This window comes from Paenibacillus sp. NPDC101420 (genome assembly GCF_050277435.1).
Lineage (GTDB): Bacteria > Bacillota > Bacilli > Paenibacillales > Paenibacillaceae > Paenibacillus_AQ.
Map to the genome: position 1 here is coordinate 221,636 of NZ_JBNNSE010000005.1, position 16,303 is coordinate 237,938.

General features: G+C 43.2%; 24 protein-coding genes. 1 reads left to right on the top strand and 23 read right to left on the bottom strand.

All coding sequences use genetic code 11. The features are described 5' to 3' along the window. Window positions 1-241 precede the first annotated feature (241 nt). The 5 genes from ACQKMP_RS21350 to ACQKMP_RS21370 all read right to left on the bottom strand — a co-directional run bounded on the left by ACQKMP_RS21350 (window position 242) and on the right by ACQKMP_RS21370 (window position 3,334). The gene (locus ACQKMP_RS21350; RefSeq protein WP_019908812.1) at window positions 242-466 is read right to left on the bottom strand and encodes a helix-turn-helix domain-containing protein; all 225 of its coding nucleotides are present in this window, start codon (window positions 464-466) and stop codon (window positions 242-244) included. A gap of 133 nt (window positions 467-599) precedes the next feature. Next, window positions 600-1,970: a hypothetical protein gene (locus ACQKMP_RS21355; protein ID WP_427470891.1), complete on the bottom strand. Its 1,371-nt coding sequence runs from the start codon at window positions 1,968-1,970 to the stop codon at window positions 600-602. 106 nt (window positions 1,971-2,076) lie between these two features. After that, on the bottom strand, window positions 2,077-2,283 hold the full coding sequence (locus tag ACQKMP_RS21360) for a helix-turn-helix domain-containing protein (protein ID WP_427470893.1): 207 nt from the start codon (window positions 2,281-2,283) through the stop codon (window positions 2,077-2,079). A 43-nt stretch (window positions 2,284-2,326) separates the two neighbouring features. Then, window positions 2,327-2,809, bottom strand: a complete 483-nt coding sequence (locus ACQKMP_RS21365; protein ID WP_427470895.1) for an ArpU family phage packaging/lysis transcriptional regulator — start codon at window positions 2,807-2,809, stop codon at window positions 2,327-2,329. A gap of 57 nt (window positions 2,810-2,866) precedes the next feature. After that, window positions 2,867-3,334: a hypothetical protein gene (locus ACQKMP_RS21370; protein WP_427470897.1), complete on the bottom strand. Its 468-nt coding sequence runs from the start codon at window positions 3,332-3,334 to the stop codon at window positions 2,867-2,869. A gap of 289 nt (window positions 3,335-3,623) precedes the next feature. Here ACQKMP_RS21370 and ACQKMP_RS21375 point away from each other — a divergent pair, with 289 nt between their 5' ends. Then, the gene (locus ACQKMP_RS21375) at window positions 3,624-4,094 is read left to right on the top strand and encodes a hypothetical protein (RefSeq protein ID WP_427470899.1); all 471 of its coding nucleotides are present in this window, start codon (window positions 3,624-3,626) and stop codon (window positions 4,092-4,094) included. Between the two features lie 97 nt (window positions 4,095-4,191). Here the strand turns inward: ACQKMP_RS21375 and ACQKMP_RS21380 are convergent, their stop codons facing one another. The 18 genes from ACQKMP_RS21380 to ACQKMP_RS21465 form a co-directional block, all read right to left on the bottom strand. Continuing rightward, window positions 4,192-5,970, bottom strand: coding sequence for a DNA cytosine methyltransferase (locus tag ACQKMP_RS21380; protein WP_427470901.1), 1,779 nt, complete (start codon window positions 5,968-5,970; stop codon window positions 4,192-4,194). Further along, on the bottom strand, window positions 5,967-6,131 hold the full coding sequence (locus ACQKMP_RS21385) for a hypothetical protein (protein WP_427470903.1): 165 nt from the start codon (window positions 6,129-6,131) through the stop codon (window positions 5,967-5,969). Before ACQKMP_RS21385 ends, ACQKMP_RS21380 begins: the two co-directional genes overlap by 4 nt. Window positions 6,132-6,143: 12 nt before the next feature. Further along, window positions 6,144-6,818, bottom strand: a complete 675-nt coding sequence (locus ACQKMP_RS21390) for a hypothetical protein (protein WP_427470905.1) — start codon at window positions 6,816-6,818, stop codon at window positions 6,144-6,146. Window positions 6,819-6,822: 4 nt separating this feature from the next. After that, window positions 6,823-7,014, bottom strand: coding sequence for a hypothetical protein (locus ACQKMP_RS21395; RefSeq protein ID WP_427470907.1), 192 nt, complete (start codon window positions 7,012-7,014; stop codon window positions 6,823-6,825). A 15-nt stretch (window positions 7,015-7,029) separates the two neighbouring features. Further along, window positions 7,030-7,428 carry a hypothetical protein gene (locus tag ACQKMP_RS21400; protein WP_427470909.1) on the bottom strand — a complete coding sequence of 133 codons (399 nt, stop codon included), beginning with the start codon at window positions 7,426-7,428 and terminating at the stop codon, window positions 7,030-7,032. Then, window positions 7,400-8,740 (bottom strand): replicative DNA helicase, encoded by a 1,341-nt coding sequence (locus ACQKMP_RS21405; RefSeq protein WP_427470911.1) that lies wholly within the window; start codon window positions 8,738-8,740, stop codon window positions 7,400-7,402. The genes ACQKMP_RS21400 and ACQKMP_RS21405 overlap by 29 nt, the downstream gene beginning before the upstream one ends. After that, window positions 8,730-9,098: a replicative helicase loader/inhibitor gene (locus tag ACQKMP_RS21410; RefSeq protein WP_313639588.1), complete on the bottom strand. Its 369-nt coding sequence runs from the start codon at window positions 9,096-9,098 to the stop codon at window positions 8,730-8,732. Before ACQKMP_RS21410 ends, ACQKMP_RS21405 begins: the two co-directional genes overlap by 11 nt. Next, complete coding sequence (locus ACQKMP_RS21415) at window positions 9,043-9,852, bottom strand: replication protein (protein ID WP_427470913.1); 810 nt, start codon at window positions 9,850-9,852, stop codon at window positions 9,043-9,045. Before ACQKMP_RS21415 ends, ACQKMP_RS21410 begins: the two co-directional genes overlap by 56 nt. Before the next feature lie 14 nt (window positions 9,853-9,866). Further along, entirely contained in the window at window positions 9,867-10,106 is a 240-nt protein-coding gene (locus ACQKMP_RS21420; protein WP_427470915.1) for a hypothetical protein, read from the bottom strand. Between the two features lies 1 nt (window position 10,107). Further along, window positions 10,108-10,860 (bottom strand): MBL fold metallo-hydrolase, encoded by a 753-nt coding sequence (locus tag ACQKMP_RS21425; RefSeq protein ID WP_427470917.1) that lies wholly within the window; start codon window positions 10,858-10,860, stop codon window positions 10,108-10,110. 182 nt (window positions 10,861-11,042) lie between these two features. Continuing rightward, window positions 11,043-11,966, bottom strand: coding sequence for a RecT family recombinase (locus tag ACQKMP_RS21430; RefSeq protein WP_427470919.1), 924 nt, complete (start codon window positions 11,964-11,966; stop codon window positions 11,043-11,045). Window positions 11,967-11,979: 13 nt separating this feature from the next. Then, on the bottom strand, window positions 11,980-13,527 hold the full coding sequence (locus ACQKMP_RS21435) for an AAA family ATPase (RefSeq protein ID WP_427470920.1): 1,548 nt from the start codon (window positions 13,525-13,527) through the stop codon (window positions 11,980-11,982). Between the two features lie 384 nt (window positions 13,528-13,911). Then, complete coding sequence (locus tag ACQKMP_RS21440; protein WP_427470922.1) at window positions 13,912-14,103, bottom strand: hypothetical protein; 192 nt, start codon at window positions 14,101-14,103, stop codon at window positions 13,912-13,914. Next, window positions 14,100-14,270: a hypothetical protein gene (locus ACQKMP_RS21445; RefSeq protein WP_427470924.1), complete on the bottom strand. Its 171-nt coding sequence runs from the start codon at window positions 14,268-14,270 to the stop codon at window positions 14,100-14,102. Before ACQKMP_RS21445 ends, ACQKMP_RS21440 begins: the two co-directional genes overlap by 4 nt. Further along, a complete protein-coding gene (locus tag ACQKMP_RS21450; RefSeq protein WP_427470926.1) occupies window positions 14,267-14,704 on the bottom strand; it encodes a hypothetical protein in 438 nt (145 codons plus the stop codon). Before ACQKMP_RS21450 ends, ACQKMP_RS21445 begins: the two co-directional genes overlap by 4 nt. Beyond that, the gene (locus ACQKMP_RS21455; RefSeq protein WP_427470927.1) at window positions 14,697-15,662 is read right to left on the bottom strand and encodes a ParB N-terminal domain-containing protein; all 966 of its coding nucleotides are present in this window, start codon (window positions 15,660-15,662) and stop codon (window positions 14,697-14,699) included. The genes ACQKMP_RS21450 and ACQKMP_RS21455 overlap by 8 nt, the downstream gene beginning before the upstream one ends. 35 nt (window positions 15,663-15,697) lie before the next feature. Then, window positions 15,698-15,829: a hypothetical protein gene (locus tag ACQKMP_RS21460; protein ID WP_427470929.1), complete on the bottom strand. Its 132-nt coding sequence runs from the start codon at window positions 15,827-15,829 to the stop codon at window positions 15,698-15,700. A 55-nt stretch (window positions 15,830-15,884) separates the two neighbouring features. Next, on the bottom strand, window positions 15,885-16,118 hold the full coding sequence (locus tag ACQKMP_RS21465; protein ID WP_427470931.1) for a helix-turn-helix domain-containing protein: 234 nt from the start codon (window positions 16,116-16,118) through the stop codon (window positions 15,885-15,887). Window positions 16,119-16,303: the final 185 nt, after the last annotated feature.

Here is a 16,303-nt window from a genome sequence, read left to right on the forward strand (position 1 = left end):
CGCCACAACTACGTCCTGACTGAGAATCGAACATTCAATGTCAGCTTCACCTTTATCGAAAGTATCAAAATGATTTCAAAAGTTTAAAGGTTTTAACTTTAAGATGATTTTACAACCATTCCCAATATCCGTCAATCCATAAAATGTAGTCAAATTTAATATTCCGGACACTACAAAAAACCTTCCCTCACCCCTAGAGGTGGAGAAGGCTTAAACGCGTCACTTCCGAAGACATGGCCAGCTATATTTTCAGCTCCCCAAGCTTGATCAGCTCGACAACCGCTTGTGAACGGCCTTTAACGTTTAGTTTTTGCATTACATTGGAGATGTGGTTCCGAACTGTTTTTTCGCTGATAAATAATAAACCAGCGATATCACGAGTCGTTTTGTCCTGCACGAGAAGCTCGAAAACTTCGCGCTCACGATGAGTCAACAGAAATTTGCTGTGGTGTTCGTTCCCCTTCAATGGTGTGAACACCATGTATTTGCGCGTATTTTATACTCCTTCACCATCCCCTATAATTCCCTTAAATTAGCGTCAGCAAAGGGTTCGTCCTTGTTTTTATCTTTTGTAGTTTTTTGGTATCCCTTTAAATATTCTAAAGTTTAGCACCAGAATTAGCACCAATTTCTACGGTGTTAATTTTCAAATTTTCTGATTCTGTATGCTCTAAAAATTCTAGCCATTTTGTATACGATTCGTACTTTCCATTTGTAGAGAATAAATCTTCAATTATCCTTTCTTTTCTATCTGGATTCTTCTGAACATCGAGATATGCCCCTAATAACTGAAGAGTATTTATCAAAGCGTGATCTCTTCGTTCTGAATAGCTTAACATTTGATTAGGGAAAGTATCCTCTACTCTTTCATGTAAAGGTAGATTGCAATATGAATTTACAATAAGCATTCCTTTTGGGTTAACCCCAAATTTTTCTATGTATCCACTTACCCACTTTTCTAACTGTGCCGCATGTTTCTCAGCAGCACTTTTGCTTACCCCTTTTACTTCTACAACTGCAACCTTATCGTTATATTTTAGTATTAGATCATCTCTCCCAGGTAAACCTTCAGTAACTTCAAAGCCTAATTCAATAAATACCTTTTTGACGATTTGTTCAAGAGGTTTTCCTGTTCCAGTAAATAATACTTTGTACTCTTCAAGTTTTTTGATCAATTTCGTTTGCTCTTCGCATCGAAAAACCAATAAATCTATTTGCGCTTGAAATTCAGAAATCTTTTGTTTTTCTTCAAGCTCATTTGGTAAAGTATAATACTGACTCCATTCTGGAAGATCGTCAGCTTTAGAATTCTTTTTCAAATCATCATTTAACTTCTTAATAGAATTAATAAATTCCTCCTCGTTAAGAGCACTGTCCTTATTACGCTGAGATCCATATGAATCGATAATATTAGGTATAAATACAACCTTTCCCTGTAAGTAATCAATATAAGTGCCAACAACTAAATCGGTGTCTTTTATGTATAGGAACGGTCTGCCTTCCGGTATATAAACACTGGCGTAATATTTCATATGTTCCTTATTAGATTCGAAGAATGATTTAAATAATTCATCCCCTCTAAATTCCAGATTGTATCCTTCAGCGTGTTCGAATTCTGCCCATACAGGCATAGCATCTACTATATTTAATGGATCTAGAATCTTAGAAGAGGAAGAGGATGGAACAAAGCGCATGTCTGGTTTTGGTACAATTATAAAAATATTTTTTCCTTTCTCAAGCAATAATAGCATTTCCTTTTTTCTTCTCTCAATGTCTCGATAAAGTTTTGCGGAGTAACTATGATCAAGAACAGGATATCCATTATTTGTTGACGCATATTCATCTGTATAATTTGAAAAAAGAATATTTGGGTTCCAGATGACTATTTCGTTTCCTAATAATGAGAGCCCGCTTTCATAGGAATATTCTTTAACCCCATTCCAGTAAAATCCAAACTCAATATCTAACAAACATATTTCCCCCATATAATATACCCACCTATCTTTTAATGATTAACCTAATAATAACATAATTTTCTATATTCCTTTTCACATCAATATAACAAAAAAAAGCAGGTTAATTACCCTGCTTTTCTGCATTATCTCCTAAGAACCAATTAAGGAACGGTTCCTTTGGAATCTTTATTGATCTACCGACTTTGACCACATGAAACTGTCCTGAATTACATAAATCATAAGCTTGATTTCTGCCAATAGTTAAAAACTTCTGTATATCTTCTACCTTGAGAACTGGAGGTAGATCATCTATATTCAGTGTGCTCATATCATCACCTCAATTTATCATACTGTAATAAATGGTTGTCTTATTACTTCTTATTCCCTTCAATATTTCTTGATCCCTTCACTTCCTTAACCACTTGTATATTAAGGTTCAATGCGATCTTGTAGAACGCCTTCCACTTTAGTCTGTAATAGGTCGTTTCTCCAATTGGAGGATCAAAGACGTGATTGAATACCACATAATCAAAATCACAATCTGTATTAAGGTACCTCTCGGTAATCAATAAACGCTCTCTTCTAGGAAGCTTACTGACCGCCCTTTCAATTCTTTCACAATAAGCCTTGCGAGCTGCCGGTTCATCAACATTGTAAATGGCGATGTTTGATGTCTGGTCGCTAGTCGTTCCTGTAAACCCTTTTGGGGAATCTGACCAGGATGCTGTTGTTTGTGCTTCTCGTTCTTCAATCAACGTAGATTTGAATATTCGGTACTTCTCCAATGCCGCCTCTACTGCAGTCTGCGTCCTCTTTCTATCCAATTCCGGTAGTTCGAACGTAATCTGTGTCACTCAATCACCTCTATCTGTAAAGAGAGTTCCCCGACCGAAGCCGGGGCGTGTACCATCTTAGAACGGCAGATCATCGTCACTATCAGGAATTACCGGACCATCGGTATCATCTGGATCTTGTTGTTCCTCTTGTTCTTCGTCCGGATTTTTGTCTTCATGCTGTTCTTCCCGATCGTCATCTTCGTGGCCGTGGTCCTTGCGCTGATCGTCTTCTCTTTCTTTATTCTCATCTTTCTCTTCAGCCATCGCAGCAGCCTCTTCTATCGTCATCTGACCGGAGTCCACATTAACCGATCCATCTTTATCAATCGTTCCGCTAACGCCTTGATGCGTATGGGTTGGAACAAAATCATCCAGATCAGCCTGTGAGCTGCTGAAGCTTACGAATGCAACACCGGTATTTTTAATGTTTCGTAGGATGGACACCTGCTCGTCAGTAATGTTTCCGTCAATCGTTAAGGTGATTACGTCCTCTTTAGCTCCGAACTTAATATCTTTGATCTTTGTAGTTACATTGGTTTTCATTTATAATTGCTCCTCTCAAATTGGGTTTTATGAAAAAATAACGACTGCAGCTATTGCGATAATTGAAGCGACACATATAGCCGCCATGTGCATGCCACGTTGCTTGTTAAGAATGATTCTTTGTCAACTGCTGATATAAAAGATAGGATAGCGATAAATGCAAAGATGATCTTAATCCACATTGGTACGAGCTCATTCATAAAGGGTATCAAATAGGCGTTTGCCTATTCCCATTCAGCCTAGAAAACCATACATTATAAAAAACTTCTTTATGATTGGGAGTGTTAAAATGAAGGGATTCGAAAATTTAATTACTAAATATTCATATAGTTATCCAGAAATCAGAATGTGTCGTCACTGTAGATGGGGAGGGTGTGTCGATTTACCATGTACTAGACAGGTTACAGTAGAGAAAGGAATCTATTTTGGATATAACTACCCCGATAATTTACCTGCAAATGAACAGTTAATAATAAATACTTGTGCAGCTACAGCCTCAGCAGCGCTCTATGGTGAAATAATGGCGTCTATTGCCTTAGGCCCTGCAGGAATTGCTGCAGCAATTGCAACTGCAAACACAGTTCTAAATACATCTTTTAAAGAGTGCATAAACCAAAATGATTCACTTAATTCTGATAGGAAAGAATATATTATTAAGGTTACAAAAATTGGATTCTACCAAAAAGACGAAAGTTATTTTTGGAGCCCAAATTGGATCATTCTTTATCAAAACTATGCAAACACTGCATTATCAACTTAATCAGAGAACCTTTCGCTGTATTGACGTGACGTGTCGTGTCCTTACATTAGGCTCCTGAAAAAGATAGTTCCCTTTTTAAGAACTCTGGAGCTACGGATCATAATGAAAATTTTAGTTGTCCCACCGCCTCCTTGTATCTTTCCAATGCAAGTGACTTTCCAGCGCCTACACACATTTCAGGGAGATTAGCTTTTACCAAAGCTTTAGCAAATGGTGGTGGAACAGCATTTCCACATCGAGCAACCTGAGCACTCTTGGAATAACGTTTTCCATCGGCATCCACATTAATGATGTAGTTGGATGGGAATCCTTGAGCTGCGAACAGTTCATGTGGCTCAAGCATTCTCATGCCGATATCTACTATCTGGTATTCCACACCGTGGATCGTTACTAGCCCAAATCTATCTTTGGTAACTACCGTTTGCAGGGGATCTGATAAATCCTGTCCTACACTAGATCCGTAATAAGCTATCAGAAAAGCTCTAACCTCTCCGATATGCAACCCTCCAGCTGTCACCGTATGAACCGGCTTATCTGTTGCATGTCCTATATTTGTTCCCCGTAACTTGATCATGTGACTTGTAACTAATGCACTCTTTCCGCCTCCGCCAGCTGTCACTGTTCCGATCGGATCATCTATAGCACTACCAACTGACTCTCCGAAATGACGTGCAACGTGAGCTGTAACGATGGCATTATGATCCACCGTTGTGACAGTGGAAAGTGGTTCGTCTACTGCGTTACCTGGTCCTTTATATCCGCCACCATAGTGCTTAATCAAGCAAGCTGCGGCAAGAGCAAACTTATTACCTCCAGCTGTAACAGTTCCGACTGGCTTATCAAGGTCTAGGACTCGGCGCCCTTCTGGATCTCCGTAGCCCATTTGAATCAGCGTAGGGCTAACAAGTAAATGTTCAGCTTTTGTCGTTATCGTAGTTAGTGGGTCTTCCACTTCGTATTGCAGGCGGTCACCACCAAATCCAGTCTGACCAATCCGAGCAATATAAGGAGTTACTACACCCCAGCCATTCTTTGATGTAATGGTTTTAAATGGTTCTTCGATAGAATCGCAATAATGATGATTAGATCCACTATGGTTCACCCGCACTATAAACGGATTAGCATTATTGATTACGAACTTCTGAATACCCCGAGCGATTCGACGTAAAGTGTTATCTGCCAATGGCTTTTTACGTTCAAATATGGATGGGCAAGGAAGAGACCAATCTATGATCTCAGCTGCCGTCCTCCATGGAGTACGCTTGCCATTTAACACTTCCGGACTGTCCGGTGCTCCGTGCGTGGGCTCCGGCCAGACTATCGGGCGACCATCGCGGCGAGCTATTAGAAACAGCCGTTTACGAATTGTTGGGGCTCCATAATCACATGCTCGCAGTTCACGCCACTCAACGTTATATCCTTGACGGCGTAGAGCGTTGACGAAGCAGTTGAACGTCCGTCCCTTTTGATCAGGATCGGGATAACCGTCTTTCATCAGCGGACCCCATGTTTTGAACTCCTCAACATTCTCCAACATGATCACCCGAGGACGGACCGTAGCTGCCCATCTTACTGCGATCCAAGCAAGCCCTCTGATGGTCTTTTCCACAGGTTTTCCACCCTTAGCTTTACTGAAGTGCTTGCAGTCAGGTGATAACCAAACCAATCCCACTGGACGTCCTGCTGCAATCTCTCGGGGATCAACATCCCACACAGATTCACAGTAATGTTCAGTTTCTGGATGATTCGCACGGTGCATGGCTATAGCTGCTGGATCGTGGTTAATCGCTATGTCCACTGATCGTCCAGTTGCAAGCTCAATCCCTGTGGAAGCACCTCCGCCACCTGCGAAGTTATCAACGATGATTTCTCTCATCTTGAATACACCGCCTTGATTTTGTGATTGACCTTGCTCATAGGTCTTTCCCGCCGCCGCTGGATCTCAGCAAGAGCATTGCGTTTATAAATTGGTGCAGCTCCGTCATCGTTATAGGCAATCTCGTAAAGCTGTCCAAGCGTTGCTTTGTTCCAGTTCACCCCTGCACCTCCCTAAAATAAGAACTGTTGTTCTTTCAAATGGGTGTGACTGCCCGCCGCCGCAGGCTTACCTGGGCGTTTGTTCGTTTGTGATTTAGGTTTCTTCTTCTTTGATGGCTTTGCTGATGGGCTGATAATAGCCTGTATGACTTCCTGTTGATAAGGTTTGTATGAGTTCAATTCCTGACCGTTTCTGACCCTGTACACAGCTTCTGCGATCTTCGCCATGATATAGGCATCTGTGACGTTGTCGCTCTTGTGAGAGTATCCAAAGTGACTTAGAACAGCGGCAGCCACATGAGCTTTCTTCTCGGAGCCCTCTAGCCGCCTCTTATTACCAGCCTCGATTATCCACCCAGTAACCCCAACGTATTTTTTAACCGTATTTGGCATTAGGAATACCGGATTTATCTTCCTACGGTGGAGCATGTATCTCAGCAACCCGTGTATCATTCCTGTTGTAATTCCTCTTTGGGTTCCCGGTGCTGCATTCTCCATTACGGCAATATCATCCGGCTGCAGGCGGTTGTATAGGCTGTGTGCGAGGTTTGCTAGTTGCTCCTCAGATATGCCCCCAGGAACTGTCTTTCCTGTTCCTCGTAGGTCTTCTTCAACCAAGACATTGCCATCTTCATCCAGCGCCACAAATCCGGTTGTCGTGGCTGGATCAACTCCAATAAATCTCATGCACTCACTCCCTCCGACTCCAAGGGATCAAAGGTATAATTCCCATGTATTTCTCGCGTTCTTGGTAGCCTATACGTCTTGCGTAGTATTTAGCTGTTTCCTGCCTGATCTCAAGCGAGTGAGCCGCACATATTGGTACAAGAGCCCATGTGAGCGTTCCTGCTTCTTTACAGTCTGGCATTTTGCAAGATTCCATTTACTGATTCTCCTTTCAATCATCCAGCCAAGCCGATAAATTAACTGTCGCCTTTGGCTTCTCATTTTGGGATGCTGTTGGCTTCACTGGCAGCGATTCTATCTCAGGCGGTGTATTTATGACTGGTGTTTCTATTGCCTTCGTATCAGGCTCAGATTCGCTAGTGATCGGTTCGTGCTCTTGAACTGCCCAACCGAGTGTCTTATAAATGTCCCGTAGACCAGGAAACAGTTGAACCAACTCACCGCGTCGATATTCCAGTAATCTATGTTCAACAAAATCATAGGTCCGCTGAAGCTTCGCCTTCTCCTCCGGATCTATAAGAGGATCCTCCAAGATCACCGCTTTCTCTACTAGCCAGCCAAGTGATTTTTGATACCCTGCCTCATCGGTTATTCTTCCGTTGCTGCTCATGTGCTTTCACCTTCTCCGCCAGCTTGTATTTATCGTCAGGCGTTAAATTTACGAATCTACCAATATCCATTAAGAAGGCTATTTCAAAGGTTCCCGTTCCGATATCACGACCCTTGGCAACGATGAATTCCACAATGCCTTTCTTCGGGGTATCTGCGTTGTAATAGTCATCCCGGTAAAGGAAGACCACCACATCAGCATCAGACTCAATGTTTCCTGACTCTCTCAAATCCGACATCATAGGTCGCTTATCCGGTCGCTCTTCACATTTTCGGCCGACTGCTGAAATAGCAACCACACAGACATCAAGTTCCTTGGCGATTCCCTTTAGTTCTTTGGTGATGTACCCAACTTTTTCAGTGTTCTTAGAAAAGTTTTGTTCTGTCTCAATGAACTGAAGGTAATCGATATACACGATGATATTAGGATGTTTTTTCCGCAGCTCCTTGACCTTCCGACGGATATATTCGACTGTAGCCCCATGTTTGTCATCGATGTATAAGCTACGCCCCGTGATGATAGTGATCGCTTTGCTATAGGAATCCCAGTCATTGTCTGACATCATTCCGGACTTAATCCGTTTACTCTTGATCCCTCCGACAGCTGATACAAGTCGCTCTACAACTTTCAAGGAGCTCATTTCAAGGGAAAACATTACAGCGGTCCATCCGTCAGCCGTCACAGCATCAATATCGTTCATGACGTATTGAGTTTTACCAATGCTGGGTCTTGCCCCCCACACCTCTAAATCACCTTTTTGGTGACCTCCGCTAAGCTGGTTGATATCTTCACAGGCCATCCTTGCTCCAGTAATCCCATTGATGCTAGCACGAGAAGCGACTGTATGAGGGTGTCCTTCCAATAAAGAAGACACATGGACAGGACCATCTTCGTCTCCTCCATGTTGCAGCTCTGCAAGCTCAACCATCTTGGCTTGTATGTCTGCTACATCCCCACCACTTGTAGCGATCTGCTTACCAAGCTCCACCAAATCAGCCTGTACCCTATCGACACGTACTGCTTTTTGATAATAGGCAAAGTTCGAAGCGTGGGGAGCAGATTCTCTTAGTTTGACGAAATGAGAAATACCACCGATCTGCTGCAAGTTCTTGCCCCACTTATTTGCAATCAGCACCATGTCGAAAGGGTTCGAAGCTTCTTTAAAATGCTCCTTCGCATACTGCAGGACAGTGAATATCTTTCGGTTATGCTCTTCTTCGCTGAAGTCATCTTTGCTTAAATAACAGTCGTCCATTAACTCTGGATCTTTCAGCAGAGCCCCTAGCACAGCACGCTGGGCTTCAAGGTTCATTGGCATTCACCTTTGTTTTGGAAAATAGTTGTTCAAGGTGCTTTGCAACACGTTCAGGCATTGGTTTCACATTTTCTGTTGCGTGATACTCCATCAACTCTAAAGTGGCCAGCTCTTGCTCCTGACGCTGAATCTCGTAAATGGTCAACGGCTGATGCAGATCCTCTCGGATCACATCTGCTATTCGTGGAGCAAAGCGTGATGTGGCTATATGATCTCTCAAATTGCGCTGTGCTCTTTCATAAGGAATCTCTTGAAGGAATAAGTGCCAGACCTGAATAACTTCATTACTAATAGCGAACTCAGGAAACGCCGTTTTGATTACCGCCAGTAAGCTGGAGGTCTCCTGATTGTTCATGTGGCATCCCTCCTCCTTGACTGAACTGTTTCAGTAACTCCATTTCCTCTAGCTTCTTTTGCTCTTTGGTTTTAAAGGTGGGCTTTTTCTGATCCTTTTTGATCCAGACACGAAGAGTCTTATTATGGTCCTTCTTGTGCTGGCTGGGTTTCTTATTGCTTTGCCATTCATCCAAAGCTTCTATCGTGTCATCTACTGTTGTTTTCCCGAATTCTTCACAGAGCTTTTTATACTGCTCTTGAGTAAGAAATACAGTGTCATGAAATTTGATCTTTTCAGAAGGGATGTCCATATCTTTTATCTCTTCTTTCTTTAAAGTTTTCTTTTTAGTTATCTTGGGTGGAGAACTCTCCCCCACTAATGGGGTACTACTCTCCACCACCATGGGGTATGATTCTCCACCACAAGGTTTCTTTACTATTGGTGGAGAATAGTCCCCCACAATCCATTGATCATAATTTTTGTTAAAGGATAAAGTCCGTGGACGTGCTCCATGTCCTTCTTTTACTACTAACACAACTTTCCACTGGATCAGCTTTGCTAGTTCTACCTTCACACCTTTTATATCAGCTTCAATTGCTTCTGCAATAAAAGAGGCAGCCAATTGATGTGACTTTCTTTTGAATCCGTAAGTGTACCGCCATACAATATCGATTATTGAACGTTGAATGCCATTAAACCGCTGCCTAGCTACCTGCTCTAAAATCTCATGAGCAATACTTGTATAGCCATTTTCAGTTTGCGGACTTGCCATTTACCTCACCTGCTTTAAGATGGTAATCCGACATCTTGGTTAATGATCTGCAAAAGTGCAATGCGCTGACTAATCAACTTCTGATTGTCTTCCTGTAACTGACCAACCTTCCTAGCGAGTGTGGCTATCTCCTGCCCAGCACGCCCTAGATCAGCGAGCATTTGCTGTTCACGTCGTTTATAGTCATCGAGTTGAAGCGTTGCGATTGTTAACTGGTCCAGCAATTTTTTGTTGTGTGAAAATATGACAGTCATTTCAAACAACCTCCAAATGATAATGAGTTCCTTCTATATATCCACGCTTCCGAAGTGCTGCTTTTACAGTCGCTTCTGCCAACGCTGGCATGTTGTTACTGCTTGATAAGTGAGTAAGATAAATGCGTTCACCTTGCCCTTTAATCAGCTTCTGGAGCGCCGTTGCTGTCTGCTCGTTGCTCAGGTGTCCCAAATCACTCAGCACACGATCCTGTACACTTAGTGGATAATTAGACTCTCGCACCATGTCCTGATCGTGATTGGCCTCAATGATATAAACACTACCTTCCATCATTTCTAGCATTTCGGAATCTACCTTTCCGGTGTCAAAGACCACACAAGTACGTGGGCCATCATCTGGTTCAATAGCATATCCAACAGGTTCAAATGCATCATGATGGGTTTTAAATGGGTAGAGGTGCATGCCATCCAACTCAATCATTTCATATCGCCCGAAACGTGTTTCTGCGACCCGCTGAAGTCTTTTGTCTACTCCGGATATGCCTTTCCACTCTCCATCAGTAGCCCATACGGGAATGTCATACTTATTAGCGAGTGGTAACCCTTTGATATGGTCTCCGTGAGCGTGGGTAATGAAGATTGCTGCGATGCTGTCAGGGCGTATACCAACTTCTAGCAGGCGCTTTTCTATCTTAGTTTTGGCTACACCTACATCAATTAGGATGGTCTTACCTGAAGATGTTAGTGCGATGCAGTTACCATCAGAACCGGATGCTAGGATATCAATTTTCATTTCGTTCACCTGCTCCCTTTAACTTTCTGAGTTTTCTGACACCGCCCCCGCCTTCCTTTAATCCTCGGAAGCAGTTCCAACAAACGCGTTTAGCTCGATAGTAGTATTCCTGTCCTTTAGCTAGTTCGCCGCCACAGACCTCGCAGTCTGGGCAGCAAACGTATATTTCTACTTGTGGAACATCATTCCGGAAGATCATCGTCTTGGGCTTGAGCCGCTTGCTTTTCGGCAATTTGTAGGTCCATCACCTTCAGGTAACCAGTAAGCTCCTGAAGTGTTGGTACATCACCTTTCATCTTGCAATATTTATTCATGTGCTCTGCCATCTCTGCCTTATCGGTTACACCTAGTTGCGTAAACTTTTTCTTCATATCAGCTCGAGCTTGCTTTAGTCGATCATCATCGTTGGACACATCACCTTGTTGCTTTGAATCCTCTTTCATACCCCCTGGATAAATCACTTCCGGATCAGCAGAAGTCGGCGTTACATCTGTACGTTGCTTAGGGTCAAAACTATTAGCCTGCGGTTGACGCTCAGTATCTTCGTCACCAAATTCAAGACCATACTGCTTTTTCAAGCCGCGAAGCTCCACATGTTTCCCAAACATGTCAGAGGTCCATTTGTTCCAGTTGTCTTTGTTCTGACCGCTAAACATGTGCTGGATCTCTGAACGGTCCATCAGCACAGTCACAGGGCGATATCCATCACGGTAAGTAATGGAGTAAGCACCAATGATCTCTCCCCGTGGGAATCCAATCTCATGCTCAACAATCTCAATTTCTTTGGTTTCAGGATTCTTACGAGCTTTAAATACATCATTGTCACAAACCATTTGTGTGTCTGGCGGTTGGAAGCCATCTTTCTCCCGTGCCTTTGCAAGATAGGCTTCAGCTGCGAATTGAATTCGAGCTTGATTACCATATTTGATAAAGAAGATTTCATTTTTAAATGGGTCCAGCCCATATGATGCGGCCTTATGAGCAAAGAGCAGGAATTCAGCATCATTTGCTGTCGGACAGATAGATGTTCGTATTACCTCCAGTACCTCCGGTTGAAATGCTGCGGCGATTTCTGGTGTATAAGTTGCAAGTTGATTTTTAGCCATTTATATAATCCTCCTATTTGATTTCTAATTTTTGATCTTCTACTGCTTTAACAAGAATCAGCTGACCTTTTGGCTGTTTGATGCGAAACACACTCTCACTGTCATCCACGGCTAACGGTGCTATGATCTCACCCATATCACTGAGGACTGCCGCTAATTCAATGCCAGCATGGGCACGTTCAGAACGGGAGAGTTTACTGTATGGCTTGTTGTCACGCTCGATCTCAAAATTAGGTTGAGGATCACCGCCACCCTTAAGAGTCTTGAATAGGCTGATAGTGAGCGTGGTGAACATCCCTTGAATATTTGCCGCTTGGAGCTCCGCTTCTTTTGCGTCGTAAGCTTTAAGAGCGTCAAGGATAAAGATACTGTCGTTGCGGCTTGTTAGAGTTTCTTCTTCTTCTGATCGCGCTTTGTCCAGGTCTTCCTGTAATGGTCCGCGACGATTAAACCAAGCTATGGTATCAGCGGTTACGTCTCTCTTTTGCTCCAGTGCATTTCTCTCTTGAATCAGCTCAGATACATCAAGCAGTTCTACTGCTACAAGCTTTGCCTCTATTTCCTTTCTCTCTGCTACAGCCTGATCGTGCTCGTTACGAAGTGGCGCTTTACGCTCCTCTTTATTGGCTTTGACAGCTTCGATAGATTCAGGATCAAGCGGTCGTTTGCATGTCGGGCATTCTTCCGAGATAACTTCACCATGAACTTTCAGATATCGTTCCTTAGCTGCTGCTACCTTTTGTTGAGCTGAAGCAAGGGAACTCTCAAGGACCATGCGTTTACGCTTTGGCTCGTCAGCCAGTTCGATCTTTTGCTGCAAGGATTCAATTTGTGAAAGCAGTTCTGCATCCTCTGCCTTCACTGCTTCAATATCCGCTGGCGCTTCAGGTAGTTTTAATAGTTGTCCTTCTAGCGCTTCGACCTTGCCTTGAGCTCGTTTATAGGCTGCGTCCTTGTCAGACTTATTCTTTGTATGGATGTCTTTCAAAGCAGGGCGTTGGTGCTTCTTGGTCAGTTCTTGTAACTTCTCAGCTTGAGGAGTAAGTGCAATGTCTTTCAGCTTTTGCCCTTGGGTGAGCCGGCTCATTTCCGCAAATACTTCTTTGGTTGCTGGTGGTGTTGTAAATCTCATCATCAATTCGCGTTGTTTGCTCCAATGCAGAGTGAAAAAGTAAGTCGGATTGAAAAGGGATAGAAATAACTCACGATCAAACAGAGATTTAACAATTTCTTCGAAATCTCCAGCCTTTGCAGGGACTTCGTTAATGTAGTAAGTAGCCTTATTTTTCTCAATGCCGCGACCCAAAAGGGACTGATTACCGTCCACTTCTAGCAGCAGTTCTGCCTTAACAATGTCGTATTTGTAGTTGGTTGGCGTAGGATCAAGCTTGCTGCCTAGTACATCCGTGCCGTATAATGTCCATGAAATGAGTTCGAGGATTGATGATTTCCCTTGAGCGTTGTCTCCCGTGATCTCTGTTCTCTCGCCAAAGGTAACGATGAGGTCACGGTGAGCTTTGAAATTGTGAGCTGTTGCCGATATGATTTTGATAAGTGTCATGTACTTTTTACCTCTCTTTCATCTATTTTTTTGGTCAAAACCCCGATTTTGGCAAAAAAATAATAGACCTTCGAGATTTCACCTAATTTCAGACCTGCCAATTAAACCTTGTTCACCTCCCTTTACTCCTACTTGATCTCCTATCTTTCGCAAACCTAGAATCACTAGGGTAGCCTATGTTCACCTTCTGAGCAGGTACATGTCCCTCTAGGTTTTTGTTTGCAGCTTGCGGATCGTATCCTATACTTTGCGGCTTTCCGTATTTACCAAACAGTTCCTTGCGTTCCATAGCGTGAGCCGTTCGGCAATGATTGACTGTGATTACATCACCTGTATGACCACAATTGGGATAAGGGCATCTGACTGTACTGCAAATGATTACTGTCATATGCACACCGCCAGTTGTTCCGTAGGAGAAGCCCAGATAGCTAGTACAGCATCACGATGTTTGCGGCGTTCCTTGATTGCAAACTGTTCAGTTTTAACATCCCCATGCCATTGAGCATCTTTCTGAACGCTTAGCCAGTAAGCCATTTCATGGAGGTGAAATCTGAGAGCATCTTTCTTCTCATTCATGCCATTCCCTCCAGTTCTAGTTGCAAGGATTCAACGACTACCAGCATCCCGGCATTGCCGAACCAGTATCGGCGAGCCCTATTGATAAAACCCTGCATTTGCTCCTTAGTGCAGCCTCGCCGCTTGCAATCCTGTAAAACATTTGATAAATCTGTTGATGCGCTCATAAACTTACTCCTTTCTCTAGCTCTTCTAAATCAAAGTAATTGAAGAGGTCTGATTGATCTGCTACTTGATTGATCCGTTCCTGAACTTTCTGAATGAGCTTGTCCGATCCATCACGCCGCTTAACTATGCTGCGCATCTGCTTGTTTAGAACTGCTGGGTCCATACAACTGTTAATGACTTGATAAACCATCCGACGCGGTTCATTGTCAGCAGAATCATCATATGCTGCAACCTGCCGCAATCCTTCACCATCCCTGAAACTTCCTACCACCTGCCGTGCCTTCTCACGCCATGCTTGATCGATCACTTTAGGTATATCGAGTTCAATATGCTCTTGCAGATAAGCCACCACTTCATCCAACGTAAAGGGACCACTCAAAAACTGCTGGATGAAATCAAAACGCTCATCTCTATCGAGTTTGTGCTCACTCACGACCCTTCCCCACTTTCCGAGGCCCCTTTAACGCCTCTTGAATTTTGGACTTTAATTTTTCCAGCTCCTTGATACCACCCTGAAGTTGTCCGATACTAAGTTCTATTTCCATTCGATCCTTGCGGGTGTCAAGCCAATTCTGAATTCGCTCTTCAGTCGCTACTCCGGTCATCTCGACTGCTGATGTGATTAACCCATGAATGATATTTACATCACGGTACTTTGCATCTATCAACTGCTGCTTTTCTTCGTATTTCCGGTCATTGTCAACCAACTTATCCAGCGTGTCCTTGACTACATTCGGCGGTGCATCTCGTAGTTTCTCAGCTCCACTAATTGCCAACTCCACCGGAACCTTCGCCTGTGCCAACTGCGGGAACTCCTCAACTGCCTTCTGATACCGTTCAGCTTTTTCTGGTTCTTTAGCTGTTCGAATGGCTTCCTTCTTCGGTAAAGTCTCAAGTGCCGGAAACTGTTCAACAGCTGCAACATACTGTCGAGCTTCTGAAATTGCCCCAGTAGAAACCCCTAACCTTTCAGCGACCTTCTCACGACTATCCGGCTTTTCAGGCCGTCCGCTAGATGGTTTCGCGTTTCCGTCACTCGGTGACGGTAATACCTCTTCTTTCAGAACATCAGCAGCAGCTTCAGCCAACTCCGCGAGATTCTTAGAAGCCTCCAGTTCTGTCAGCGCCTTACGCTTTGTGTTCTCTTCCAGTTCGATCAACCGTTTTGCCTTCTCGGTCAAATCTGCAATAGTGCGTGTTTCAATCACTTCCCGACCAAGCAACATGTGAGCTTGCAACCGTCGATGTCCAGCTATCAGATTACCTTCTTCATCAACGATAATCGGATGCAGCAAACCGCGAGCTTTGATACTTTCTGCCAGTCCTGCAATGTCTCCCATATCTTCACGGATGCGAATACCAATATTGATTGTGTGTATTGGTGTGAGCAAGTGTGTTCACCTTCCTTTCTGTACATCACATGAAATCAGCGACCAACATTCTCCCATCTTCCCATTTGGAATTGTTGAACAAATTGTTCAAATGTTATTTTGAAGGTACGCCCGATACGATGATCAACAAAGTAATCTCCAAGTTTGTTTAAAAGATCATCACTCATACTCACACCGCCAGTTATTCATCTTTCTCATCCTTTCGAATGTATAATGTGTGTTCTAATCGGCTACACTTATAATGTCTTGTATTTCCGACACAAGGAGCGTGTTTAAATCCATTCCCAGGCACGTAGCTATCTTTGCTAATGTTTCAACACTCGGCATGTATCTTCCAGTTTCAATATCAGAGATGTAGTTCCGAGAAAGCGATGTTTTTTCTGCTAGTTCGTTCTGGCGCATCTTCTTGTCGCGGCGCTTTAATTTAATAGCTGCTCCAATAATTTTTTTATCCATCACAACGTCCCTCCTTCCGCACTCAAATTGTATGGTATTTCCGTCATTTTGGTAAAGGACTAAAATGGAGCAAATTAAAGCATTCAAGCGGATTAACGCCTAAAATACTTGTATTTCCGTCTTTTATCTTAAAAATACTTGTATTTCCGTAGTTTTATTACTTGTATTACCGACATATTAACTGT

Bases quoted from the DNA above. Each gene is read 5' to 3' on its own strand.
- ACQKMP_RS21375 (WP_427470899.1), top strand. From the start codon at position 3,624: ATGAAGGGATTCGAAAATTTAATTACTAAATATTCATATAGTTATCCA.
- ACQKMP_RS21430 (WP_427470919.1), bottom strand. From the start codon at position 11,966: ATGGCTAAAAATCAACTTGCAACTTATACACCAGAAATCGCCGCAGCA.
- ACQKMP_RS21425 (WP_427470917.1), bottom strand. From the start codon at position 10,860: ATGAAAATTGATATCCTAGCATCCGGTTCTGATGGTAACTGCATCGCA.
- ACQKMP_RS21415 (WP_427470913.1), bottom strand. From the start codon at position 9,852: ATGGCAAGTCCGCAAACTGAAAATGGCTATACAAGTATTGCTCATGAG.
- ACQKMP_RS21440 (WP_427470922.1), bottom strand. From the start codon at position 14,103: ATGAATGAGAAGAAAGATGCTCTCAGATTTCACCTCCATGAAATGGCT.
- ACQKMP_RS21395 (WP_427470907.1), bottom strand. From the start codon at position 7,014: ATGGAATCTTGCAAAATGCCAGACTGTAAAGAAGCAGGAACGCTCACA.
- ACQKMP_RS21410 (WP_313639588.1), bottom strand. From the start codon at position 9,098: ATGAACAATCAGGAGACCTCCAGCTTACTGGCGGTAATCAAAACGGCG.
- ACQKMP_RS21420 (WP_427470915.1), bottom strand. From the start codon at position 10,106: ATGACTGTCATATTTTCACACAACAAAAAATTGCTGGACCAGTTAACA.
- ACQKMP_RS21460 (WP_427470929.1), bottom strand. From the start codon at position 15,829: ATGAGTGATGATCTTTTAAACAAACTTGGAGATTACTTTGTTGATCAT.
- ACQKMP_RS21465 (WP_427470931.1), bottom strand. From the start codon at position 16,118: ATGGATAAAAAAATTATTGGAGCAGCTATTAAATTAAAGCGCCGCGAC.
- ACQKMP_RS21390 (WP_427470905.1), bottom strand. From the start codon at position 6,818: ATGAGATTTATTGGAGTTGATCCAGCCACGACAACCGGATTTGTGGCG.
- ACQKMP_RS21435 (WP_427470920.1), bottom strand. From the start codon at position 13,527: ATGACACTTATCAAAATCATATCGGCAACAGCTCACAATTTCAAAGCT.
- ACQKMP_RS21370 (WP_427470897.1), bottom strand. From the start codon at position 3,334: ATGAAAACCAATGTAACTACAAAGATCAAAGATATTAAGTTCGGAGCT.
- ACQKMP_RS21405 (WP_427470911.1), bottom strand. From the start codon at position 8,740: ATGAACCTTGAAGCCCAGCGTGCTGTGCTAGGGGCTCTGCTGAAAGAT.
- ACQKMP_RS21400 (WP_427470909.1), bottom strand. From the start codon at position 7,428: ATGAGCAGCAACGGAAGAATAACCGATGAGGCAGGGTATCAAAAATCA.
- ACQKMP_RS21445 (WP_427470924.1), bottom strand. From the start codon at position 14,270: ATGAGCGCATCAACAGATTTATCAAATGTTTTACAGGATTGCAAGCGG.
- ACQKMP_RS21360 (WP_427470893.1), bottom strand. From the start codon at position 2,283: ATGAGCACACTGAATATAGATGATCTACCTCCAGTTCTCAAGGTAGAA.
- ACQKMP_RS21380 (WP_427470901.1), bottom strand. From the start codon at position 5,970: ATGAGAGAAATCATCGTTGATAACTTCGCAGGTGGCGGAGGTGCTTCC.